The organism is Rhodococcus sp. APC 3903 (genome assembly GCF_030407755.1).
GTDB classification, from domain to species: Bacteria; Actinomycetota; Actinomycetes; order Mycobacteriales; family Mycobacteriaceae; genus Rhodococcus_F; species Rhodococcus_F erythropolis.
The window spans coordinates 24552-39300 of the sequence record NZ_JASDCV010000010.1; the positions used below are offsets into that span (position 1 = coordinate 24552).

16 protein-coding genes are annotated in these 14749 nt (G+C 62.3%); 6 read left to right on the plus strand and 10 right to left on the minus strand.

Annotated features, from left to right (window positions below):
• Positions 1-97: 97 nt before the first annotated feature.
• Complete coding sequence (locus QMA15_RS15715; RefSeq protein ID WP_020907526.1) at positions 98-1483, plus strand: DUF349 domain-containing protein; 1386 nt, start codon at positions 98-100, stop codon at positions 1481-1483.
• Between the two features lie 92 nt (positions 1484-1575).
• Here QMA15_RS15715 and QMA15_RS15720 read toward each other — a convergent pair whose 3' ends face one another.
• Positions 1576-2166, minus strand: a complete 591-nt coding sequence (locus QMA15_RS15720) for a hypothetical protein (RefSeq protein ID WP_020907525.1) — start codon at positions 2164-2166, stop codon at positions 1576-1578.
• Positions 2163-3710: a tRNA (N6-isopentenyl adenosine(37)-C2)-methylthiotransferase MiaB gene (gene miaB, locus QMA15_RS15725; RefSeq protein WP_070385302.1), complete on the minus strand. Its 1548-nt coding sequence runs from the start codon at positions 3708-3710 to the stop codon at positions 2163-2165. The genes QMA15_RS15720 and miaB overlap by 4 nt, the downstream gene beginning before the upstream one ends.
• A gap of 231 nt (positions 3711-3941) precedes the next feature.
• On the opposite strand from miaB, the gene gluA reads away from it, so the two are divergent.
• From gluA to QMA15_RS15745, 4 genes are all read left to right on the plus strand, one after another.
• Entirely contained in the window at positions 3942-4670 is a 729-nt protein-coding gene (gene gluA, locus QMA15_RS15730; RefSeq protein WP_007735175.1) for a glutamate ABC transporter ATP-binding protein GluA, read from the plus strand.
• Positions 4671-4796: 126 nt separating this feature from the next.
• Positions 4797-5633, plus strand: a complete 837-nt coding sequence (locus QMA15_RS15735; RefSeq protein ID WP_020907523.1) for a glutamate ABC transporter substrate-binding protein — start codon at positions 4797-4799, stop codon at positions 5631-5633.
• Positions 5634-5732: 99 nt separating this feature from the next.
• Entirely contained in the window at positions 5733-6413 is a 681-nt protein-coding gene (locus tag QMA15_RS15740; RefSeq protein ID WP_019748198.1) for an amino acid ABC transporter permease, read from the plus strand.
• A complete protein-coding gene (locus QMA15_RS15745) occupies positions 6410-7306 on the plus strand; it encodes an amino acid ABC transporter permease (RefSeq protein WP_007735172.1) in 897 nt (298 codons plus the stop codon). Before QMA15_RS15740 ends, QMA15_RS15745 begins: the two co-directional genes overlap by 4 nt.
• A 115-nt stretch (positions 7307-7421) precedes the next feature.
• Here QMA15_RS15745 and recX read toward each other — a convergent pair whose 3' ends face one another.
• From recX to QMA15_RS15785, 8 genes are all read right to left on the minus strand, one after another.
• Positions 7422-8000 carry a recombination regulator RecX gene (gene recX, locus QMA15_RS15750; protein WP_020907522.1) on the minus strand — a complete coding sequence of 193 codons (579 nt, stop codon included), beginning with the start codon at positions 7998-8000 and terminating at the stop codon, positions 7422-7424.
• Between the two features lie 8 nt (positions 8001-8008).
• The gene (recA, locus tag QMA15_RS15755) at positions 8009-9046 is read right to left on the minus strand and encodes a recombinase RecA (protein WP_007735170.1); all 1038 of its coding nucleotides are present in this window, start codon (positions 9044-9046) and stop codon (positions 8009-8011) included.
• A gap of 273 nt (positions 9047-9319) precedes the next feature.
• Entirely contained in the window at positions 9320-9514 is a 195-nt protein-coding gene (locus tag QMA15_RS15760) for a DUF3046 domain-containing protein (RefSeq protein ID WP_003942185.1), read from the minus strand.
• A 52-nt stretch (positions 9515-9566) separates the two neighbouring features.
• Complete coding sequence (locus QMA15_RS15765; protein ID WP_070385262.1) at positions 9567-10730, minus strand: nucleotide disphospho-sugar-binding domain-containing protein; 1164 nt, start codon at positions 10728-10730, stop codon at positions 9567-9569.
• 12 nt (positions 10731-10742) lie between these two features.
• Positions 10743-12293: a glycerol-3-phosphate dehydrogenase/oxidase gene (locus QMA15_RS15770; protein WP_046378471.1), complete on the minus strand. Its 1551-nt coding sequence runs from the start codon at positions 12291-12293 to the stop codon at positions 10743-10745.
• A 2-nt stretch (positions 12294-12295) separates the two neighbouring features.
• Positions 12296-12934 carry a TetR/AcrR family transcriptional regulator gene (locus tag QMA15_RS15775; RefSeq protein WP_019748192.1) on the minus strand — a complete coding sequence of 213 codons (639 nt, stop codon included), beginning with the start codon at positions 12932-12934 and terminating at the stop codon, positions 12296-12298.
• Positions 12935-13007: 73 nt separating this feature from the next.
• Positions 13008-13721 carry a PIG-L deacetylase family protein gene (locus tag QMA15_RS15780; protein ID WP_019748191.1) on the minus strand — a complete coding sequence of 238 codons (714 nt, stop codon included), beginning with the start codon at positions 13719-13721 and terminating at the stop codon, positions 13008-13010.
• Between the two features lie 17 nt (positions 13722-13738).
• A complete protein-coding gene (locus tag QMA15_RS15785) occupies positions 13739-13915 on the minus strand; it encodes a hypothetical protein (protein WP_003942133.1) in 177 nt (58 codons plus the stop codon).
• Positions 13916-14152: 237 nt separating this feature from the next.
• On the opposite strand from QMA15_RS15785, the gene QMA15_RS15790 reads away from it, so the two are divergent.
• The gene (locus QMA15_RS15790; RefSeq protein WP_019748189.1) at positions 14153-14749 is read left to right on the plus strand and encodes a biotin transporter BioY; all 597 of its coding nucleotides are present in this window, start codon (positions 14153-14155) and stop codon (positions 14747-14749) included.

Here is a 14749-nt window from a genome sequence, read left to right on the forward strand (position 1 = left end):
TCTTACCTGATTCAATAGTCGGAGAACGTGAGTACCGGGTTCAATGGAACCAGGAATGCGATCAGGCAGCCGTGACGCGCGGCAGAGACGAGGACCGATGACCGAGAACAGTGAACCCACCACCGGCGCCGACAGCAGTTCGGCCAGCCCGAGCCCGGCAGCACCCAAACCCGGTGCTCCCAAACCTGGTGGACCACGCCCCGGTGCGCCCCGCCCCGGAGCACCTCGCCCCGGCCCGGCAGCCTCGCATGCCGTCACCGCCGCGCCGGCCAGCGACCCGAGCAAGTTCGGCCGCGTCGAGGAAGACGGAACCGCCTGGGTGAAGACCGCTGACGGTGAACGCCAGATCGGTTCGTGGCAGGCCGGCGACGCCACCGAGGGCCTCGCCCATTTCGGTCGTCGCTACGACGACCTCGCGACCGAGGTCTCACTACTCGAGGCTCGTCTGACGTCGGGCGCCGGAGACGCCAAGAAGACCAAGGCTGCCGCCATCGCTCTGTCCGAATCCCTCTCCACCGCTGCCGTGATCGGTGACCTCGACGCTTTGGGCCGCCGACTCGACGTGATCGTTGCCGGGTCCGACGAGGCCGCAGCGCACGCGAAGGAAGAGAAGGAACAGTCCCGCGCCGCGAGCACCGCCCGCAAGGAGGCCCTCGCAGTCGAGGCCGAACAGATCGGTTCGGAGTCGACCCAGTGGAAGACCGCGGGTGATCGACTGCGCGAGATTCTCGACGAGTGGAAGACGATTCGCGGAATCGACCGCAAGGTCGACGACGCACTGTGGAAGCGGTATTCCAAGGCTCGCGAGTCCTTCAACCGACGGCGTGGAGCGCATTTCGCCGAACTCGATCGTGATCGTGCGAGCGCCCGTTCGACGAAGGAAGAACTGGTCGAGCGCGCCGAGAAGCTGTCGACCTCCACTGAATGGGGACAGACCGCTGGAGAATTCCGCGATCTACTCAGCGAGTGGAAGGCTGCCGGCCGCGCACCGCGCGAGGCCGACGACAACCTGTGGAAGCGCTTCAAGGGCGCTCAGGACGTGTTCTTCGCCGCACGCAACGCTGCTGCATCCGAGCGCGACGCCGAATTCGAGCAGAACGCGGTTGCAAAGGAAGAGCTGCTCGCTGCGAACGCGAACATCGATCCGGCACACGGACTCGAGAACGCTCGTGCAGCGCTGCGCGACCTGCAGGAGAAGTGGGACGCGATCGGCAAGGTGCCGCGCGACCGGATGCAGGAACTCGAAGCGAAGCTCCGGGCCATCGAAACCAAGGTGCGCGACGCCGTCGACGCCGAGTGGCGTCGTACCGATCCGGAAGCACTTGCCCGGGTCGCGCAGTTCAAGGAGCGGGTCAGCCAGTTCGAGGAGCAGGCCGCCAAGGCTCAGGCTGCCGGCAAGACGAAGGACGCCGAGAAGGCTCTCGCTCAGGCAAAGCAGTGGCGTGAGTGGGCCGAAGCAGCCGAGAGCGCTGTCAGCGAGTAGCAGACGACAAACGAGTACGACAACAACGCCGGCTGACTCCGAAAGGAGTCAGCCGGCGTTGTCTTGCGCTATTGGCTAAGAGAACTTCCGTGTCAGCCGACGTTCCATTCCTGATGCTTCTCGGCTTCAGCCGCAGCGATCCGGCGTTGCTCCTCGGCGGCGAGCTGAATGTTGGTTCGCGTCCAGACCACCTTGAGCCAATGGAACGTCAAGAACACGACGGCAAACCATCCGATGACCAGCCCGATCGACGGTCCTGCCACGTTGAATCCGGCGGGAATGGTCTGACGTGACCAGACGGCCATCATTCCCAGCGCACTCGCCACGGCACTACCGGCCAGCGCGACCCACGCCAGACTCCAGCGCCGCGTCACGAGTGCGAGCATCGAGAATCCGATGCCGAAGATGACAACGAACCACACGAACAAGCGTGAGAACAGTGCAATCCGTTCACTTTCCGCGTCCTGGTTGTACGCGAGCACATCCCAGCCGTTCGCAACTCCCGCATGGGGCAGTGCAAGTGTGCCGACCAGCACGAGCACCGCAACCGCGACAACCATGGCGCGCGCACCCGGATCGATTTCTCCCGCGACCTTGCGTTCCGCGTCGTCGAGGTCCTTGCGGTAGCCCTCGAAGGCGTCGTCGCCCGGCTGAGGTGTCTTGTTCTCGTGTTGCGAGGTCATGCGTTGCATCCCATCTGGACGGGTTGTGGGGCTGGGGCACCGATCTTCGGTAGTCCGAGACCTACGCCGATGGGCGGGGTCTTGGGTGTGATGCCCTTTTCGAACGAATCACCGGCGCGGGTCCGACGGTGTGTGAGCACTCCGTCATCTGCCACGAGGTGATGGGGTGCTCCGTGGGTGACGACGACCGTCACCACGTCGCCGGGTCGGATTGTGCCGTCGAGGTTTCCCTCGGGTCGGAAATGCACCAGGCGGCCGTCTCGCGCGCGACCGCTGAGACGGTGAGTCGCTGCGTTCTTGCGGCCCTCACCCGCAGCCACCAGCAGTTCTACCTCGGTGCCGACGAGTTTGCGATTTTCCTCGATGTTCACTTCTTCCTGAACCGCGAGCAATCGCATGTAGCGTTCCTGGACAACCTCTTTGGGGAGTTGATCGGCCATCTCCGCCGCCGGCGTGCCCGGGCGCTTGGAGTACTGGAAGGTGTAGGCGTTGGAGAATCGCGCCTTACGCACGACGTCCAGCGTCTCCTGGAAATCCTCTTCCGTCTCCCCCGGGAACCCGACGATGATGTCCGTGGTGATGGCGGCGTGCGGCATTGCGGCGCGCACCTTCTCGATGATCCCGAGGTACTTCGACTTGCGGTACGAGCGCTTCATCGCCTTGAGAACCTTGTCCGAACCGGACTGCAACGGCATGTGCAGTTGCGGGCAGACGTTGGGAGTGGTTGCCATCGCTTCGATGACGTCATCGGTGAACTCTGCCGGGTGCGGCGATGTGAACCTGACCCGTTCGAGGCCGTCGATGTGTCCACACGCCTTCAAGAGGGAGGCGAAGGCTCCGCGATCGCGCGGTTGCTCCGGATCGGCGAACGACACGCCGTAGGCGTTGACGTTCTGTCCCAGCAGGGTCACTTCCGAGACACCCTCGTCGACGAGTGCCTGCACCTCGGCCAGGATGTCGCCGGGACGTCGATCCACTTCCTTGCCACGCAGGGCCGGAACGATGCAGAACGTGCACGTGTTGTTGCAGCCCACCGAGATGGAAACCCAACCTGCATAAGCAGATTCGCGCTTGGCTGGCAGTGTCGACGGAAACGCCTCGAGTGCGTCGAGGATTTCGACCTCGGCGCGCTGATTGTGACGCGCACGGTCGAGCAGCGCGGGAAGCGAGCCGATGTTGTGAGTGCCGAAGACGACATCGACGAACGGCGCCTTCTTGACGACGGTGTCACGATCCTTCTGCGCCAGGCACCCACCGACCGCGATCTGCATGTCGGGGTTCGCCTCCTTGTTCGGGGCGAGCTGGCTGAGGTTGCCGTACAACTTGTTGTCCGCGTTCTCGCGGACCGCACACGTATTGAAGACGACAAGATCAGGATCGGTTCCGGTCGCCGCCTTCGAATACCCGGCGTCCTCGAGCAGACCGGACAGTCGCTCGGAATCGTGGACGTTCATCTGACAGCCGTACGTCCGCACCTCGTAGGTGCGAACAGGCGTAGCAGTTGCCTCCGGAACTGCAGTCGGCTCCGGAAGTGCAGGGGACATTTCGTCGATCAGTGACACGCTTCAGCCTAGCTCACGTCCACTACGACGTGTAATAACGCCCTGATAAACAGCCGAAACGCGACATAAACGTCGTCACAGTAAAATTTCCATTACATATGGCAAGAACCATGGCGAAATCACGGGCGTCGACGCAAACTACGCCTAAGGTTCTCGTTTATGACCCAAGCCGACGATGCGACGACGCCGACCACCTCCGGCGATTCCACATCCATGATTTCGATGACCTCGGTGAACAAACACTTCGGGGAACTTCACGTCCTGCAAGAGGTCAATCTCGAGGTACCCAAGGGCCAAGTGGTGATCGTCCTCGGTCCGTCGGGCTCCGGTAAGTCGACTCTGTGCCGCACCATCAATCGCCTCGAACCCATCGACTCCGGCACCATCGCCGTCGACGGCAAGACGCTCCCCGAAGAGGGCAAAGCACTTGCCGCACTTCGTGCCGACGTCGGGATGGTCTTTCAGTCTTTCAACCTGTTCGCGCACAAGACGATCCTCGAGAACGTCATGCTCGCACCGATGAAGGTCCGCAAGGCAAAAAAGGACGAAGCCAAGAAGACCGCGCAGGCGTTGCTCGAACGTGTCGGTATCGCCAATCAGGCCGACAAGTACCCGGCGCAGCTTTCCGGCGGTCAGCAACAGCGTGTCGCCATTGCTCGCGCTCTTGCGATGCAGCCGAAGGTGATGTTGTTCGACGAGCCCACCTCCGCTCTCGACCCCGAGATGGTCAACGAAGTCCTCGACGTCATGACCTCCCTCGCGAAGGAAGGCATGACCATGCTCGTGGTCACGCACGAGATGGGCTTCGCGCGCAAAGCCGGCGATCGTGTGCTGTTCATGGCTGACGGCCAGGTCGTCGAAGACACCACGCCCGAAGAGTTCTTCACCCATCCCAAGTCGGATCGGGCCAAGGACTTCCTCGGCAAGATCCTCACGCACTGATTACAGTCTCCCCTCCGACAGTCCTGTCCTCGTCCACAAGACAACTTGCTCGACTGCACCGTTCACCTCGGCTGCACCGTTCATCTCGACTGCACTGTTCGTGTGTCGACAACTGAGAGGATCTTCATGAAGATCAATCGTTCCGTCCGTTTCGGAATCGGAATCATGGCCATCGCGTTCGCTGCCACGGCCTGTGGCGGCGGCGAGGAGAACAAGTCGATCACTGAGAGCGCTTCCGACGGCACTCTCACCGTCGGCATCAAGTTCGATCAGCCCGGCCTCGGTCAGCGCAACCCTGACGGCACCTTCTCCGGCTTCGACGTCGAGGTAGCCCGTTACATCGCAAACGAACTGGGCGTAAAGCCCGAAGGCATCACCTTCAAGGAATCTCCGTCAGCCCAGCGCGAGACCCTGATCCAGAACGGCGAGGTCGACTACATCGTCGCGACATACTCGATCACCGACACGCGCAAGGAAAAGGTCAGCTTCGGCGGCCCGTACTTCATCGCAGGCCAGTCGCTGCTCGTTCGCTCCGACAACACCGACATCACCGGCCCCGATTCCCTGACCGGCGGCAAGAAGCTCTGCTCGGTGTCGGGTTCGACTCCGGCGCAGAACATCCAGGACAACTACGCCAAGGACGTCCAGCTCCAGCCGCTCGACACCTACTCCGCTTGTGTCGAGGCTCTGCGCAACGGCGCTGTCGACGCTGTCACCACCGACGACATCATCCTCGCCGGCTACGCTGCCCAGTACCCGGGCGAGCTTAAGGTCGTCGGAGAACCGTTCACGACCGAAAAGTACGGTGTCGGCCTGGCCAAGGACGATTCCGAGGGTCGCGGCAAGATCAACGATGCCATCGAGAAGATGATCTCCACCGGCGCGTGGGAAGAAGCCTTCAACAACACCGTTGGTGCTTCGGGCTACCCGATCCCGGCCCCGCCCACCGTTGATCGTTACTGACCTGCTTTTTTCACCGTCAATCTCGCTGCGGCTCCCCATTTCGGGAGCCGCAGCGCGTGACGCCACCAACGGAGATCCCGTGATCTGGGGAGACGGCAAGTGAACCTTCTGAGCAAGTACGGCGACCAGATTCTGGAAGCCTTCTGGACCACGATCCAGCTGACGTTCTTCTCCGCGATCGGCGCCGTCATCATCGGTGTCCTGATCGCGGCCATGCGCGTGTCACCGGTTCCGGTCGCCCGATTCCTGGGTACCGCGTACGTGACCGTGTTCCGCAACACCCCCCTGACACTGATTCTGCTGTTCTGTCTGTTCGGTCTGTCGCAGACGCTCGGAGTCAATCTCGCCAAGTCGGACTCACCGACGTTCTTGACAGACAACAACTTCCGACTCGCAGTACTCGGCCTCAGTGTCTATACCGCCGCGTTCGTGTGTGAGTCACTTCGATCGGGAATCAATACCGTTCCGGTCGGCCAGGCCGAAGCGGGCCGATCACTCGGTCTGTCGTTTGCACAAAATCTTCGGCTGATCGTCCTGCCTCAGGCATTTCGCGCGGTCACAGCACCGCTGGGTAGCGTGCTGATCGCACTGACCAAGAACTCGACCATCGCCGCGGTGATCGGCGTATCCGAAGCGTCAGCGCTGATGAAGAAGATGATCGAAAACGAAGCGGCGATCTTCGTCGTCGGTGGAATCTTCGCTGTCGGTTTCGTGATCCTGACACTTCCCATGGGCTTGATCTTCGGCAAGCTGAGCAAGCGATTCGAGGTTTCACGATGAGCAACCGCGCAACAGTCCTCTACGACGCGCCAGGCCCCAGAGCGCGAAATCTCTACCGATTCGCGTCCCTTGTCGTCGCTGCACTCATGGTCGCAATCGGTTACGTCATCTACCGCGCACTCGACGAAAAGGGCCAGCTGACAGCAGCGAAGTGGGATCCGTTCCTCGAATCCACGTCGTGGACAACGTATCTGATACCCGGCATCCGGGGAACGCTGATCGCGGCTGCGATGTCCATCGTCTTCGCGCTCATCCTCGGTTCTGCCCTGGGTATCGGCCGACTCTCCGAGCACAACATCATTCGGAAGATTTGCGGCGTCATCGTCGAATTGTTCCGAGCAGTACCGGTTCTGATTCTGATGATCTTCTCGTATCAGGTGTTCGCCGAATACGAGGTCTTCAAGTCCAAGTACCTCGCACTCGCGGCAGTCGTCGTGGGTCTGACTCTGTACAACGGGTCAGTGATCGCCGAGATCGTCCGTGCCGGAATCAACTCACTCCCACGAGGGCAAAGTGAGGCCGCCAAGGCACTGGGCATGCGCAAGACGCAGATCATGGTGACGATCCTGCTCCCCCAGGCGGTTACCGCCATGCTCCCGGCACTGATTTCACAGATGGTCGTGGCGTTGAAGGACTCCGCCCTCGGTTACCTGATCGGGTATGTCGAGCTGGTGCGTCAGGCCCAACAGCTCGGCACCTTCTACGGAAACTTCCTGCCGGCGCTCATCGTGGTCGCCGCGATTATGATCGCTCTCAACTCGGCTCTGACCTTCCTGGCAACCAAGGTGGAGAAGCGCCTGCGTTCCGGAAAGCGAAAGGGCAAGGGCCCCATCGCGGCTCCGTCCGCCGACCCAGCCGTTTCGGTTCCGGGCATGGACCTGACCAAGCCGTGAATCAGATGGAGCCGTGAGTCGAATCCGGCCGCGTTAGCGCGAATACACAACAGGGCGGGGGTACCACCGAATTTCGGTGGTACCCCCGCCCTGTTGTTCTGAATGCTGCACTTCGTTAGGAGTCGGTGACCGCCGCCATCTCGGCTTTGACCACCTCGTACGACATCCCAGCTGAATATCCCTTGCGTGCCAGCATCGAGACCAGTCGACGCGTGACCTTGTCACGATCATCGACGGGCTTGTTCTTCAGCTTCCGCCGAACCAGCTCCGCTGCTCGCTCGCGCTCATCTTCCGGATCGATCTGCGACAACGCTTCGGAAGCGACGTCCTGGTCGATTCCTTTGAGCCGCAACTCGACTGCAAGCGCACGCTTTCCCTTGCCCGAGTACGTATGCCGCGAATGAACCCATTGGTTCGCGAAGTCCGCGTCGTCGATCAACCCGATTTCCTGGAGTCGATCGAGGACCTTGGTAATGATCTCGGGTTCGAAGCCGCGTCCGCTCAGCTTGGTTTCCAGTTCGGAGCGGCTGCGCGCCCGGTCGGTCAGAAGGCGCAGGCAAGCATCTTTGGCCTGCGCCTCTGTCCCACCTTCTGCGCGTTGCGACGGCTTCTCGGATCGTTGACGGGATCGACGCCGAGGAGCGCCGTACTCTTCACGAGCATTCTCGCCGTTGTCACCGTCGTCGAAGCTCATGACTGAACTCAGAAGTCGGCGGGAGCTTCGTCGGTTGCAGTGACGTCAGCACCGATACCGAGCTTTTCCTTGATCTTCTTCTCGATCTCGTCACGGATATCGGTGTTCTCCAGCAAGAACTTACGAGCATTTTCCTTGCCCTGACCCAACTGGTCACCTTCGTAGGTGTACCAGGAGCCGGACTTGCGGATGAACCCGTGCTCGACACCCATATCGATGAGCGAGCCTTCCTTGCTGATGCCCTGGCCGTAGAGAATATCGAACTCGGCCTGCTTGAACGGCGGCGCGACCTTGTTCTTGACGACCTTGACTCGAGTGCGGTTACCGACTGCGTCGGTACCGTCCTTGAGAGTTTCGATACGACGGATGTCGAGGCGGACCGAAGCGTAGAACTTCAGTGCCTTACCACCGGTGGTGGTTTCGGGAGAACCGAACATCACGCCGATCTTCTCGCGAAGCTGGTTGATGAAGATGACGGTGGTGCCCGAGTTGTTCATGGCACCGGTGATCTTGCGCAGTGCCTGGCTCATCAGTCGAGCCTGCAAACCGACGTGGCTGTCACCCATCTCGCCTTCGATCTCGGCGCGAGGAACAAGAGCGGCCACGGAGTCGATCACGACGATGTCGAGGGCGCCCGAACGGATCAGCATGTCGGTGATTTCGAGGGCCTGCTCACCCGTATCGGGCTGCGAGACCAGGAGTGCATCGGTGTCGACGCCCAGCTTGGCTGCATAGTCGGGATCGAGTGCGTGCTCCGCGTCGATGAACGCCGCGATGCCGCCGTTGGCCTGAGCATTGGCAACTGCGTGCAGTGCCACGGTGGTCTTACCCGAAGATTCCGGGCCGTAGATCTCGATGACGCGGCCACGCGGCAGTCCGCCGATACCCAGCGCGACGTCGAGCGCGATGGAACCGGTGGGAATGACGGCGATGGGCTGACGAACACCCTCGCCCAAGCGCATCACCGAACCCTTGCCGAAGTTCTTGTCGATCTGCGCCAACGCGAGGTCGAGTGCCTTGTCCCGATCAGGTGCCTGTGGTGCCATCGTGATCCCCATCCTTGTTTCAGTCTTCAGTGCCTGCCTGAGCAGACTCCGTCTCTTCAGCGCCTGCCTGAGCCGACCCTGTTGGTGTGTTGCGATCAGAGTAGATCCGGCCACCGACAGACTTTTCGATCTTGCTTTCGCGCTTGTCGATCACTGTGCTTGTCGATAACCGAAAGTTCGCAGTTACGAAAGGAGCGTCACCACCGAACAGCTTCAGCATAGACGAACACGTGTTCGAACAGAAGATGAGAGACGTTCGACACGCCGAAAAAATCAGCGGCGGGCGGGTGGTACGTCGAACTCCACACAGAGCGCACGCCACACTTCGCGAGGCTCCCAACCTGCTTCGACGGCCTCCGCGGCAGTCATTCCGTCGAGACTCTGGAGTACATGGTCGATCAGCATCGAGTCGCCTCGTACCTGCCCGAACTCTTCGCGCACCATTTCATGAAATTCGGTCAACCGCACAGCCGCCACCGTAGTCCACAGAGCGGTGCACCTGCATTCAGGCGCACCATGCTCACGCCGTCACACCGCCGTTGACCACCTGTCGGCACACCGCCACCGGATCGGTGACCTGCGACGCAGTCGCGGCAGCGGACATCGCAGCTTCCGCGAATCGTTTGTCGGAGAGCACCTGCAGTACGGCATCGCGAATCGAGCGGGCATCTGCGGGCCGCACGATCACCGACGTCCCTGCCCGCGCAGCGCGATTGGCCAACTCCCACTGGTCCCCACCCCCGGGAACGACGACCGTCGGCACGCCGGCCAGCAAGGCCTTCGCCAACATGCCGTGCCCGCCGCCGCACACCAACACCGACGCGTCACGCAGCATCGCGTCCTGGCGTCCGAGACCTGCACGAACCCAATCGGGATGCTCGCCTTCGGCTCCGTCGAGCATCGACGCGATCAGCCGCACACCGGCGCCGCCGAGTCCTTCGACCGTGCCCTCGAACATTCCCACTGCGCCGGTGTGCGCCGTGGACGGCGCCACCATGACCAGCGGTTCGTCACCTGGCGGTGGATCCAGAATGACCTCGGTCGGCTCCCACAGAAGCGGTCCGACGACGTGGGCGCGCTCAGGCCAGTCGGGGCGCGGCACTTCCAGTACCGGAAGTGTTGCGATCAGGCGAGCATTCGGGCCTGGATCCAGGGCGGGTAGCCCGACACCGACACGGGCCTGGGAGCGCTGGGCCAACCCTTGCTTGATCGAACGTCCGGTCGCTGCGCGCATCAAGGTGTCGCGAAGTCGACCGCGAATTCCGATGCCGGGCGCGAGCCCACTGCCGATCGGCGGTAACCCCCGCGACGGTGAGTACAGCGGGTGAGGCGAGAGTTCCACCCAGGGGATGCCGAGTCGTTCGGCGGCCAATCCGCCTCCGGCGGTGAGGATGTCGGAGACGACGAGATCCGGGGAGACGGATTTCAGGTCGGGAAGCAGTTCGGTGGAAATATAGGCGGCGCGCGAATGAATCCGAGCGCCTGCATCAAGATCGTCGTCTCCCGGCCGCGGGGCCAAGCCCTTGAGAGGCTCGGCTTCCACGCCGGCCGCTCGCGCTGCCTCGACCCACCGGGTCCCCGTGTACAGAATCGGGTCGTCGCCGGCCTGGATCAACGCCAGCGACAACGCTATTGCGGGAAAAGCATGACCCGGGTCCGGCCCGGCAACAACGGCTACACGCACCGGATCAGAGTGTCACACCGAGTGAAAGGCCTGTTCCGCCGCACCCAGTGCGCGTTCGCGATCCGAAGCCACCAATCCGATTCTCGTCCTGCGATCAAGGACGTCGTCGACGTCGAGTGCGCCTTCATGCGATACCGCGAAATCGAACTCGGCGCCGCAGATCTCCAAGTCCGCAACCGATCGGAGTCGATCGCTGCTCGCCGCGGCCACGACCTCGGCCTCTGTGCCGTATCGCGCCACCAACGACGCCGGTGCCTTGATCTTTTTCAATTCCACCGGTGATGCTGCGCCTACCAGCGGCAACGCGCGTGTCCGACACGCCCCGGCGCTCAGCGATCCGACCTCGACCGCGGCGTCGACGGCGTCTTCGGCCATCTTGCGGTACGTCGTGAGTTTTCCGCCCACCACCGTGACCAAGCCCGAGTCCGAACGGACTACAGCGTGATTGCGCGAGAGGTCGGCCGTCGAGCCTTCACCGGTGTCCAGCAGCGGACGCAGACCCGCGAAGGTCCCCAAGACGTCCTCACGGGTCAGCGGAACTTCCAACGCCGTGTTCACGGTGTCGAGCAGGAAGTCGATCTCGTCCTCGGACGCCGTCGGTACGTCGGGCACCGGTCCCGGCGCTGCTTCGTCGGTCAACCCGAGGTAGATCCGGCCGAGCTGCGCGGGCAGAGCGAAGACGAAACGGTTGGTCTCGCCGGGAATCGGCACGGTCAGTGCTGCCGTGGGGTTCCCCAATCGCGCTGCATCGAGCACCAGGTGCGTCCCGCGGCTGGGGCGCAGGGTGATGCTGGAGTCGACCTGATCAGCCCAGACACCGGTCGCATTGACCACGACGCGGGCACGCATCAAGAACTCGGACCCGGTCAACTCGTCGCGCAAGGTGGCCGACGTTCCGGATACGTCGTATGCACCGACGCGGGTCAGGATTCGCGCGCCGTAGGACGCTGCGGTTCGGGCGATGCCGACGACGAGCCGGGCGTCGTCGATGAGCTGCCCGTCGAACGCGGTCAAGGCGCCTCGTAGGTTCTCCTGCTTGACCGCGGGAGCCAATTCGCGCGCCCGCGCAGCGCTGACCGTCCGTGATCTGGGTAAAACCGAAGCCGGGGTTCGCGCCGACATGCGCAGAGCGTCACCGGCCAGGAAACCGGTACGCACCAGGGCCTTCCCGAAGAACGACGTTTCGGGCAACAGCGGTACGAGTTGAGGCATGGCGCGAACGAGGTGCGGCGCGGTGCGCGTCATGAGAATGCCGCGCTCGACCGCACTTTCACGCGCTATACCGACATTGCCGGAAGCCAGGTACCGAAGGCCGCCGTGTGCCAGTTTCGAACTCCAGCGGCTGGTGCCGAACGCGAGGTCGTGCTTTTCGACCAGCGCAACACTGAGCCCACGAGTCACGGCGTCGAGAGCGACACCGACACCGGTGATTCCGCCGCCGATGACCAGGACGTCAACCGAATCGCCGTTCGCCAACTGCTCGAGCTCACGAGTACGCCGCTGTGCATTGAGAGCTGAATCGCCGCCTGCTGAATCACTGCCTGCTGAATCTCGAGGGTCCACAGCTATTCTCCCGAATTCTTTGCAGGTGCCAGATACGCAGCGACCGCATGTCTGAGTTGCTCGACCGACGCGTCGGCGGAAAGTTCCGGCTCGAGAGTCGGTGCGGAGATGACGACGGACTGAGCCATCAGTAGAACCATCGCCGCAATCTCGTTGACGCTTCCCTCGCGAATCGAACCGTCTTGTTGACCGGCAGCGACGACGGAAGTGATCAGTTCGAGAATCGACTTCTGGCTCGCGCCGAGTCGGTCCACGATGTAGGTGGTGAGCAACTCTTGATCAGCGTGCCGAATCTTCACGAAGAGCGGATGGTCGCGAATCTGGCCGACGACGTCCCCGATCGCTTCCACGAGCAATGTGGCCGCAGACCCGGTGAAGGTCACCTCGGGCAGCACCGATCGAATCTCCCGAGTGAGCAGATCCGCGACGACGGCTCGCGTGTCCGGCCATCGCCGGTAGACGGTCGGCCGGCTCACGCCGGCGCGACGCGAGATCTCCGCCAGTGTGGTTCGCTGCATTCCGAAATCGAGGACACACGACCTTGCTGCGTCGAGAATCACGTCGTCGATCTCGCGGCTGGGGATGCGCTGACCGTCTGCCTTGCGAGGGACAATTGGGCCATCTGCGTTACGGATTACCATCGTGTGTAACACAATACCGGACAAGTCACCGGTAATCCCGTCGGGACTTGCGAGTTCTCTCGCTCAGAGATCATCAGAAATAGTACAACTCGAAACCAACTGCGCGCTCGGCGTCGAATCCAGGCTTCGGTCCGCTGACCATGTCGATCTGTGCGCGCGCCTGTTCCCGGATCGGCGTGGAACTCAACGCCGCCAGATATCGCGCATGTTCCGCGAGTGAATCCACGGCGCGATCGACCGTCGACGTCACGTCGACGCAGTGTGTAGGAGTCATCGTGTTGACCGCAACCCACCGAACGCCGGACCACGGCGCCAGTCCCTGCGCCGTCAATGACGGAAAGATCCATTCGTTCGCCGCATCAGCGGTCGCGTCCAGGACGCTGATCCCGAGCGCTCGGTGATCCGCGCTGTTGAGGTAGCCAGGTCCCCAGGTATGGGAGAAGTTCATCGTCACCACCAATTCCGGGCGGTGACGACGAATTGCTGCGGCGAGAGTCGAGCGCAACTCCAAGCCTTCCACGAGACGACCGTCGGGCAGGCCGAGGAACTCCACCTCACTGACACCGACGATCGCGGCCGAGCGACGCTCTTCTTCTTCGCGGACCGGGCCGGACTCCTCGGGCGACAGACCGGCGATTCCGGCCTCGCCGCGCGTGGCCAGGACATATCGCACGTCTTTGCCGCGATCGGTCCACTGCGCCACTGCTGCAGCTGCGCCGTATTCGATGTCATCGGGATGCGCCACGATGACAATCGCGCGCTGCCAGTCCTCGGGGAAGTTTTCCATAGGGCAGATCTTGCCCGTCAGAACCGCGAAGCGGGCGAATTGTCGTCACTTCCCGACATCGCCTTCACCAGGAAATAGATTCCGAAGCCGACGGCGCCGACAACCAAAACCCAGAAAAGCCCCTTGATCAGGGCACCGACCACCGCGAGTGCGACCCACACCAGGACGACGGCTAAAACGATCTTCCAAAACATGCTTACCTCCAACGTGCCGTTGAATAATCAGTCGAATCGGACAGGTGCTGCGTCGTCCGTAGAACCAGCCTGACAGGTCTGGCGTGACAAAGCAGCAGCTCAGCGGCAAGTTCAGGTAAAGATCAGGGTTCACCCCGAGACCGGCCCTCACGCAGGTCAGGTGTCCAACCCATCGGAGCTTGCTCCTGGCGTAAACTCGCGAAGTTCGATCCCGTATGCCGAAGGAGCACGTCCGCAGTGTCTACGACCCGTTTCCCCGCTCGCGATCTCGCGCATGTAGCCGTCTTCGCCGCACTCATCATCGCGCTGGGCCTCCCCGGGTCGATCAACATCGGCATCTCCGGTGTACCGATCACACTTCAGTCCATGGGCGTCATGATGGCCGGCGCTCTACTCGGACCGCGCAAGGGTGTTCTCGCCGTCCTGACGGTCATTGCCCTGGGATTGGTCGGTCTACCGGTCCTTGCCGGCGGTCGCACCGCACTCGTGTCTCTCTCGAGCCCGACAGCCGGATTCCTCATCGGTTGGATCCCGACGGCGTTTGTCATCGGATGGCTGACTGCCAAGATGCTGCCCAAGTACCGGATCATCGCGGGCATCGGCATCAACCTTCTCGGCGGCGTCGTCATTCTCTACGCGTTCGGCATCGTCGGAATGATGGTCCGCGGACACATGAGCTTCGTTGCCGCGTGGTCGGCCAACGCCGCCTTCATTCCTCTCGACGCCGCAAAAGCGGTCGTCACCGCGTTGGTCGCGTCCCAGGTCCATCGGGCATACCCAGCACTGCTGCGCGACTCGGTGATCTCGTCGAACAAGACCGTGGTGGCGAATTAA

Coding starts and splice junctions, on each gene's coding strand:
- QMA15_RS15715 (WP_020907526.1), top strand. CDS start 98: ATGACCGAGAACAGTGAACCCACCACCGGCGCCGACAGCAGTTCGGCC.
- QMA15_RS15720 (WP_020907525.1), bottom strand. CDS start 2,166: ATGACCTCGCAACACGAGAACAAGACACCTCAGCCGGGCGACGACGCC.
- miaB (WP_070385302.1), bottom strand. CDS start 3,710: ATGTCCCCTGCACTTCCGGAGCCGACTGCAGTTCCGGAGGCAACTGCT.
- gluA (WP_007735175.1), top strand. CDS start 3,942: ATGATTTCGATGACCTCGGTGAACAAACACTTCGGGGAACTTCACGTC.
- QMA15_RS15735 (WP_020907523.1), top strand. CDS start 4,797: ATGAAGATCAATCGTTCCGTCCGTTTCGGAATCGGAATCATGGCCATC.
- QMA15_RS15745 (WP_007735172.1), top strand. CDS start 6,410: ATGAGCAACCGCGCAACAGTCCTCTACGACGCGCCAGGCCCCAGAGCG.
- recX (WP_020907522.1), bottom strand. CDS start 8,000: ATGAGCTTCGACGACGGTGACAACGGCGAGAATGCTCGTGAAGAGTAC.
- recA (WP_007735170.1), bottom strand. CDS start 9,046: ATGGCACCACAGGCACCTGATCGGGACAAGGCACTCGACCTCGCGTTG.
- QMA15_RS15775 (WP_019748192.1), bottom strand. CDS start 12,934: ATGGTAATCCGTAACGCAGATGGCCCAATTGTCCCTCGCAAGGCAGAC.
- QMA15_RS15780 (WP_019748191.1), bottom strand. CDS start 13,721: ATGGAAAACTTCCCCGAGGACTGGCAGCGCGCGATTGTCATCGTGGCG.
- QMA15_RS15785 (WP_003942133.1), bottom strand. CDS start 13,915: ATGTTTTGGAAGATCGTTTTAGCCGTCGTCCTGGTGTGGGTCGCACTC.